This is a genomic window from Bradyrhizobium sp. (genome assembly GCF_019242285.1).
Lineage (GTDB): Bacteria > Pseudomonadota > Alphaproteobacteria > Rhizobiales > Xanthobacteraceae > Bradyrhizobium.
This window is the reverse complement of the sequence record NZ_JAFAVV010000918.1, coordinates 1-7,793: the sequence shown is the minus strand read 5'-3', so window position 1 is coordinate 7,793 and position 7,793 is coordinate 1. Positions and strand designations below refer to the sequence as shown.

At 65.4% G+C, this 7,793-nt stretch carries 9 protein-coding genes; 5 read left to right on the top strand and 4 right to left on the bottom strand.

Annotated elements, in window-relative coordinates; genetic code table 11:
- Positions 1 to 342 precede the first annotated feature (342 nt).
- Together JOY90_RS37690 and flaF are read left to right on the top strand one after the other, a co-directional pair.
- On the top strand, positions 343 to 1,911 hold the full coding sequence (locus tag JOY90_RS37690; protein WP_291696157.1) for a flagellin: 1,569 nt from the start codon (positions 343 to 345) through the stop codon (positions 1,909 to 1,911).
- Between the two features lie 194 nt (positions 1,912 to 2,105).
- Complete coding sequence (gene flaF / locus JOY90_RS37685; protein WP_291696156.1) at positions 2,106 to 2,471, top strand: flagellar biosynthesis regulator FlaF; 366 nt, start codon at positions 2,106 to 2,108, stop codon at positions 2,469 to 2,471.
- 57 nt (positions 2,472 to 2,528) lie between these two features.
- On the opposite strand, the gene JOY90_RS37680 is transcribed toward flaF, so the two are convergent.
- The 4 genes from JOY90_RS37680 to JOY90_RS37665 all read right to left on the bottom strand — a co-directional run bounded on the left by JOY90_RS37680 (position 2,529) and on the right by JOY90_RS37665 (position 5,057).
- The gene (locus JOY90_RS37680) at positions 2,529 to 2,891 is read right to left on the bottom strand and encodes a hypothetical protein (RefSeq protein ID WP_291696155.1); all 363 of its coding nucleotides are present in this window, start codon (positions 2,889 to 2,891) and stop codon (positions 2,529 to 2,531) included.
- Positions 2,892 to 3,059: 168 nt separating this feature from the next.
- Positions 3,060 to 3,551: a hypothetical protein gene (locus JOY90_RS37675; RefSeq protein ID WP_291696154.1), complete on the bottom strand. Its 492-nt coding sequence runs from the start codon at positions 3,549 to 3,551 to the stop codon at positions 3,060 to 3,062.
- A 13-nt stretch (positions 3,552 to 3,564) separates the two neighbouring features.
- On the bottom strand, positions 3,565 to 3,933 hold the full coding sequence (gene flgJ / locus JOY90_RS37670) for a flagellar assembly peptidoglycan hydrolase FlgJ (RefSeq protein ID WP_291696153.1): 369 nt from the start codon (positions 3,931 to 3,933) through the stop codon (positions 3,565 to 3,567).
- Entirely contained in the window at positions 3,933 to 5,057 is a 1,125-nt protein-coding gene (locus JOY90_RS37665) for a flagellar basal body P-ring protein FlgI (protein WP_291696159.1), read from the bottom strand. The genes flgJ and JOY90_RS37665 overlap by 1 nt, the downstream gene beginning before the upstream one ends.
- Before the next feature lie 267 nt (positions 5,058 to 5,324).
- On the opposite strand from JOY90_RS37665, the gene JOY90_RS37660 reads away from it, so the two are divergent.
- The 3 genes from JOY90_RS37660 (at position 5,325) to JOY90_RS37650 (ending at position 7,358) form a co-directional block, all read left to right on the top strand.
- A complete protein-coding gene (locus JOY90_RS37660; RefSeq protein WP_291696152.1) occupies positions 5,325 to 5,741 on the top strand; it encodes a flagellar assembly protein FliX in 417 nt (138 codons plus the stop codon).
- Positions 5,742 to 5,951: 210 nt separating this feature from the next.
- Entirely contained in the window at positions 5,952 to 6,362 is a 411-nt protein-coding gene (dksA, locus tag JOY90_RS37655) for an RNA polymerase-binding protein DksA (RefSeq protein ID WP_291696158.1), read from the top strand.
- Positions 6,363 to 6,572: 210 nt separating this feature from the next.
- Positions 6,573 to 7,358, top strand: coding sequence for a fumarylacetoacetate hydrolase family protein (locus tag JOY90_RS37650; RefSeq protein ID WP_291696151.1), 786 nt, complete (start codon positions 6,573 to 6,575; stop codon positions 7,356 to 7,358).
- Positions 7,359 to 7,793 lie beyond the last annotated feature (435 nt).

The following is a 7,793-nucleotide window of genomic DNA, read 5'->3' as shown; positions in this document are numbered from 1 at the left end:
GCTGGCCGACACCAACCAGCTCGCGGCCGAAAGCCAGGCGCTCTCGACCCGGCAGTCGATCGCGGTGTCCGCGCTCGCGCTCGCCAACCAGTCGCAGGCGAGCGTGCTGCAGCTGCTGCGCTGATATTCGAGGACAGCGAAGGGATGCGGGCGGCGGGGGAAACCCCGCCGCTTCCGCTTTTGCGCGGCGCTCACGCGCCGGGTTTGAAGTCGGTCGCACCGCGCGGCGGAGGGAGGGATTTTCGGTAAGGATTCATTAACCCAACTATTTAAACCGCCATTAACCTTAATTTAAGCGAGTCTGCCTAGAACTGCAATTGGTTAACTAGGAAGGTTCGACACATGTCCGGTATAGTTCTTACCGCGGCGGTTCGCCAGAACTTGCTCGCGCTGCAGTCGACGGCCTCGCTGCTCGCGACGACGCAAAACGATTTGGCCACCGGGAACAAGGTCAACACGGCACTCGATAACCCGACCGAGTTCTTTACGGCCCAATCGTTGAACAACCGCGCGGGCGACATCGCGAACCTGCTGGACGGCATCAGCAACGGCGTGCAGGTGCTGCAAGCGGCGAACACCGGCCTCACTTCGTTGCAGAGCCTGGTCGCCAATGCCCAATCGATCGCCCATCAGGTGCTGCAAAGCCCGACCGGTTACGACACCAAGTCCAACGTGTCGTCGGCGGTGATTCCCGGCGCAACCGCCCAGAACCTGCTCGGCAACAACACCAACGCCGCGGTGACCGGCAGCACAGTCACCAACGACAATCTCACGAGCGCCGCAAACATCACCAGTTCGACCAAGCTGTCGGGCACCGCGACCTCCACGTCGAACGACCTGTCCTCGGGCATCACCGTCGGCGATACGCTGACGGTCGACGGCACGACCTTCACTTTCGTGGCCGGCAACGTCTCAGCCGGCACCAATATCGGCGTTGGCGACACCGTGGGCAACCTGCTGTCGGCGATCGACGCCGTCACCGGCACCAGCGTGGCCTCGTCGGTCGCGAGCGGCCAGGTCGTCCTCAATACCGGCATCACCCACAACCTGACCCTGGCGGGCAGCGCGCTGGCCAAGCTCGGCTTGAGCGTCGGCACCACCAATGTCGGCCCACCGCAGTTGAGCGGCAAGATCCTGACGATCGCCGCGACCGGCGGCGGCACGCCGACCAGCGTCACCTTCGGCACCGGCCCCGGGCAGGTCTCGAGCCTGAACGCGCTCAATACCGCGCTGGCCGCGAACAATCTGCAGGCGAGCGTCAGCACCACCGGCGTCATCAGCATCATCACCTCGAACGACGCGGCGTCGTCGACGATCGGTGCGCTGGGCGGCACGGCGACGCTGTCCGGCCAGGCCTTCAACGGTCTGACCGCGCCGGCGCCGGTCGCCAACGCTGATTCGCAGGCGACCCGCGCCAACCTGGTCGCGCAGTACAACAACGTGCTGGCGCAGATCAACACCACCTCGCAGGACGCTTCATTCAACGGCGTGAACCTGTTGAACGGCGACACGCTGAAGCTCGTGTTCAACGAGACCGGACGATCGACGCTGAACATCCAGGGCGTGACGTTCAACGATGCCGGCCTCGGGCTCGCGACCTTGACCGCGGGCACCGACTTCCTGGACAGCAATTCGGCGAACAATGTGCTCGCATCGCTCGACAGCGCCTCCACCACGTTGCGTTCGGAAGCTTCCGCCCTCGGCTCGAATCTGTCGATCGTGCAGATCCGCCAGGACTTCTCCAAGAACCTGATCAACGTGCTGCAGACCGGTGCGTCGAACCTGGTGCTGGCCGACACCAACGAGGAAGCGGCCAACAGCCAGGCGCTGTCGACGCGGCAGTCGATCGCAGTGTCCGCGCTCGCGCTCGCCAACCAGTCGCAGGCGAGCGTGCTGCAACTGCTCCGCTGATATCGGCAGCAAACCACATAGGCGGCGGCGGAACGGCTCCGCCGTTTTGATTCGTATTCGATCGATCGACAGAACCGCGATCCGCTTCAATCCGAAGATGTACGACCGTGTCCATAACCGTATCTTAAGGGCGGCGACGTACAACAACTGCGCGGTTTCTCCGCTTCTGTAAGCGTAAAGTCCGAGGTCAGTGGATGTCCCATGCTGCTCAAGCCTACGCACGCACGTCGCAAACGACGGCCTCCCCAAGGGAAATCGAAGCGCAGGCGCTGCTGAAGGCGGCGAGACAGTTGCAGGAAGTCCAGTCCAACTGGAGCGGCCTCGACAACAAGGCCTACAAGGCGCTGATGTTCAATCGCCGCCTGTGGTCGATCTTCATGACCGAGGCCGAGGCGAGCAACAATCCGCATCCGCTCGAAGTGCGCCAGCAGATCGCCAATATCGGCATGTTCGTGCTGACCCGCACCATCGAGATCCAGCTCGAGCCGGCGCCGGAGAAGCTGAAGCCGCTGATCGACATCAACTGCAACATCGCCGCGGGTCTCGCCGGCCGCCGCTGACGCGGGCGCCGGCCGAGCCGGCCGGCGCATCATCCCCTCTCGAAACAAGCAGTCCGGTCAGGCCGTCACGTCGGTCGGGACGACGCGCTTCGGCGTTCCCTTCGCGAGATCCAGCGAGTGGAAATAGGCGCGGCGGCGCAGCACCGCCTCGTCGGGATACTGATCGACCACCTGCGTCGTCTTGTCGTCGACCACCTGGTAGACCATGGTGCCCGCCGAGCGATCGAAATAGGCCTGATGCGAATCGTAGCTTGCGACCTGTACGTCATTGCGCACGGGCGCGCTCGTATCCGCCGCCGTTACGCTCTGACTGGCCGGCAGCACGGTCGCGACCGCCTGCGTGGCCGCCTGGCTCTGGGGCAGCACGATCGACGAAGGTGCCGGCGCCCCCACCGGCCTGATGCTGAAATCTGTACTCATCGCAGCCTCCTGCTGCCGAACTGAGACTCAATTCCCCACTCCTTCCCGATCGCAACTATGACTCGCAGATTTCAACGTTCTGTTAGAGAACGCGGTCAACGGCGCCCTAACGGTGTCGGGCGCATTCGATTAGACTTTTAACGATCCTCGCGCAGCTCGCGCGAAAACTCAGAGCGAGCGGCTGACCGACAGCGGCGTCAGATGGCGCGGGCTCGGCGCCGCGCGCTGGCCCGCGGCCGTGTAGGTGTTCGGGATGTTGCGGCGCTGCATCTCCGCATTGACGCCGCGCACGATGCTCTCGGAGACCGCGTGCGCGGTCGCGAGCACCTGCAGGTTGACCTGCAGCATGGAGCGGAACACGTCGTGGTGCCGGTGCAGCGTGGCGAGCAGCTCCGGCGCCTGCGCCTGCAGGAATTTGTGGCTCGCCTTGAGCTGCGCGAGCGTTGCGACATAACGCTTCGACAATTCGCTCTTCTGCGCGCCCAGCGTCATCGCCTCGCGCAGCTTGCCGGCGCGGACGAGCTCGGTCTCGCGCTCGATCAAGGAGAGCAGGGCGCTCATCACATCCATCAGCCCTTGCGCGAGCTTGCGCGCCTCGGCCGCGTTGGTGACGGCGGGTGCGATGGCTTGCGTCGGTTGCCGTTGCGCCGGAGCATTCATTGCGTCTTTCCCTTCAACTCTTGCTTACGCGTTTCGCCTGCTGCACGATCAGCTCGCGGTACACCGCGCTGGAAATTCCGATGCCGCCGGATTTCGCGAAGGACTTCGAATATTGCTCCACCAGCATCGAGCGCCAGACGCCGGTGCCCGGCGTGCTGCCGAACGGACCATCGCCCTCGAGGCCGGTGGTCATCTGCGAGAACATCGAGTTGAGGAACATCGCCTCGAAGTCGGTCGCGGTCGATTTGGCCTTGGCCTGCGCCTGCGGGGTGACCTTCTGGAGCGCCGCGGCAAACTCGAAATCCGGCCGGCCGTTGATCACGGTGGGCGAGAAGTCGGCGGCAGAGGCGCCGGTGCGGGCGCTGAGAGGGCTCACCTGCATCACATCACCTCGATGTCGGCTTCGATCGCGCCGGAAGCCTTGATCGCCTGCAGAATGCCGATCATGTCGCGCGGCCCGATGCCGAGGCCGTTGAGGCCGTCGACAAGTTGCTGCAGCGAAACGCCGTTCTTGACGACGGCGAGCTTCTTGCCGTCCTCGGAGACCGAGACGCTGGAACGCGGCGTCACCACGGTCCGGCCGCGGGCCAACGGGTTCGGCTGGCTCACCTGCGGCGATTCGGCGATGGTGACGGTGAGATTGCCCTGCGCCACCGCCACCGTCGCGACCCGGACGTCGCGGCCCATCACGATGATACCGCTGCGCTCGTCGATGATGATCTTGGCGGCGAGATCCGGCTCGACCTGGAGCTGCTCGATCTCGGTCAGGAAGGCCACGACATTGCCCTTGAATTCCGGCGGGATCGCGAGCTGCACCGTGGAAGGGTCGACCGGCTCGGCGGTCTTGACCCCGAGATAGTCGTTGATCGCGGCCGCGATCCGCTTGGCGGTGGTGAAGTCTGCGTTGCGCAGCGCCAGCCGCACGTTCGGCAGGCGGTTCAGCGCGAACTCGATCTCGCGCTCGATGATGGCGCCATTGGCGATGCGCCCGACGGTCGGCACGCCGCGCACGATCTTGGCGGCCTCGCCCTCGGCCTGGAAGCCGGAGATCGCGAGCGACCCCTGCGCCACCGCATAGACATTGCCGTCGGCGCCGAGCAGCGGGGTGACGAGCAGGGTGCCGCCCTGCAGGTTCTTGGCGTCGCCGAGCGCCGAGACCGTGACGTCCATCCGCGTGCCCTGGGTCGCGAACGGCGGCAGGTTGCCGGTGACCATGACGGCGGCGACATTGCCGGTGCGAATGGTGGCACCGCGGATGTTGACGCCCATCCGCTCCAGCATCGCCTGCAGCGACTGCTTGGTGAAGGGGATGTTGTTCAGCGTGTCGCCGGTGCCGTTCAGGCCGACCACGAGGCCATAGCCGATCAACTGGTTTTGCCGCACGCCCTCGATATTGGCGAGGTCCTTGATTCGCGACGTCGCGGCCGCCGGCGCGCCTTGCGCGACCAGCGTCACGAGCGCGGCGCAGGCCGCCGCCCAAAATCTCAATCGCCGGATGCCGTGCATCCTGATGCTCCCCTCGAACTCACGCGTCAAAGGATCGGCCAGCCACTCCCATGGCGGCGATCCGCCGAGGTCTGATGCGAGCGCCGTGCCAGCGCGCATCGAGAAGCTAATTTGTTGATCTTGCTTAACTAAATATCGTGGAAGTCGCGCTATCAGGGTTGCCGGAAGCGGCAAGAGTGGCACCGCCCGGCAGATTTTGCCGACCCGTTTACTCAGCGTTAACCATGGCGCGGCAAAGCTCGCCGCACCCATTCGAAAGAGCCAGCGATGCGCATCCAGGGACCGAACGGCACCACGCTCTCGACGCCGGCGAGCAGCACCAAGCGCACCAGCGGCAGCAGCTTCTCGCTGCAGGAAGACGTTACCACCACGGCAGAGACCCGCGCCGCCACGGCGCCGAAGGCCGCCGCCAGCATCGACGCGCTGCTGGCCCTGCAGGGCATCGAGGAGGATCCCGCGCAGCGCCGCCGCCGCTCGGTGCAGCGCGGCAAGGGAGCGCTCGACGTGCTCGACGAGCTCAAGCTCGGGCTGCTCTCCGGCAGTCTCAATTCGGCCACGGTGGCGCGGCTGCGCGACGCCGCCGCCAATCTCAAGGGCTCCTCCGGCGATCCCGGGCTCGACGCGGTGCTGGCCGAGATCGAGCTCAGGGTCGAGGTCGAACTCGCCAAGGCCGGACAGGTGTGAGGTCATGGTTGTGACGATCGTGACGGCTGCATGGCGATCCCGGCCGCCCTGCTCACAGGTTCCTGCCGGAACGACCGGCGGACTTGGACATGGCCGGGCGGACCGATATTGTCTGTTACAGGGCACGGCTATATAAGGCCCGCGACAACGGGCATTTCCGTTCTCGGGTACCGCCGCTCGCCGGCGCTTGTCGTTGTAGATGGGCTGACCTTGGAAAAGTTGAAGAACTATAGGCCGTCCGAAAAAGAGCCTTTCATGAATGACCGGCAGCGCGAGTATTTTCGCGCGAAACTGCTGTCGTGGAAGGACGAGATCCTGCGGGAATCGAAGCTCACGCTGCAGGCGCTCCAGGAAGAGAATGTCAATCATCCCGACCTGGCCGACCGGGCCTCTTCGGAAACCGACCGGGCGATCGAGCTGCGCGCCCGCGATCGCCAGCGCAAATTGATCTCCAAGATCGACGCGGCGCTGCAGCGAATCGAGGACAACACCTACGGCTATTACGAGGAGACCGGCGAGCCGATCTCCTTGAAGCGGCTGGAGGCGCGGCCGATCGCAACCCTCTCGGTCGAGGCGCAGGAGCGCCACGAGCGACGCGAGAAGGTCTATCGCGACGAATGACGCGCTCGCCGTCCGGCGAGCCTGCGAGCAGGACTGCGCCGCCGGTGACAGCGCTGGGCGGTCGCATACGCCATGCGCGACCAGGGTTTCCGTCCGCCTTGCCTGACGCGTGGACACCTCGCGCCAAGCCGCTGTGCCGCCATTCATATTGTTGGCTGGATTGAACCCGATCGTGAGCACGGGCGGGACGTCGGCAGGGACGGGATTGCCATGGACAGGGTAGCCGCGGCGGCGACGGCAATCGCGCAGGCACGCCGGACGCGGACGCCGCTGCAAGCATTGCCTGAAGAAACGGCGCCGCGCGATCTCGCCGAGGGCTACCGCATCCAGCGCGCCGTGCACGATCTCATGCTGCCGCAGACAGGCGCCCTGACAGGCTACAAGATCGGCTGCACCAGCAAGGTGATGCAGGACTATCTTGCGATCCCGCATCCATGTGCCGGCGGCGTCTTTGCCCGTGGTGTGCACGACGATGGGGCGCGGCTCTCGGCCTCCGACTTCGTTCGCGTCGGCGTCGAATGCGAGATCGCCGTGAAGCTGTCGCGCGATCTTCCCGCCAGCGAGCGGCCGTTCGATGCGGTCCGGGTCGGCACGTCGGTCGAGGCCTATCTGCCGGCCATCGAGATCGTCGACGATCGTTATGCGCGATGGCAGAAGATGGGCGCAGCGAGCCTGATTGCCGACGATTTCTTCGCCGCCGGCTGCGTGCTCGCGCAGCCGGTGTCGGCGGATGCGGCGCCTGATTTGGCCGGCGTCGTCGGCCGCGCCATCGTCAACGGCAGCGAGGTCGCGCGCGGCACCGGCGCCGACGTGCTCGGCCACCCGCTGCAGGCGCTGGCGTGGCTCGCCAATCACCTGGCCGCGGAGGGCCGCAGCCTCCATGCCGGCCAGTTCGTGCTGACCGGGAGCCTCGTCAAGACGCTGTGGCTCGGTCCCGGCGATCACGTGGTGATGGAGCTGGAGGGGTTGGGGCAAGTGGAAGCGGCGTTCGTGTGAGCCCTGAGCCCGGGCGAGCATCATTGCATTTGAACGAACGCACGCCTGATCTCCTGCGAAACTATTCAACAGCATTCGGTGTCGTCGCCGGCTTGCGAGCCCGCCGGAGCCTTCGGCGCAGGCGTGACCGGCGATCCAGCATTGCAGAGACGTCAGTGCTCGAATCGAGACGCCTCCGGAATGCTGGATGCCCCGCTTGAAGCGGGCACGACGGCGGAGGGTATGCGACAGCGGAGGGTATGCGACAGCGGAGGACATGCACTCGCGTTCTCGCGACGGGATTCGTCCGAGTTTTTCCGGATATCACACCCTCGAAATCGAAGAGGGCGCAGGGAATGCCGGATGCTGGCCGCACCCATGGCCCGCCTGCAACAAGAACGCAGGCGGCAGTCACCACAGGTTCAGCCGACACAGCCGGCATTCCCCGCGCGATGG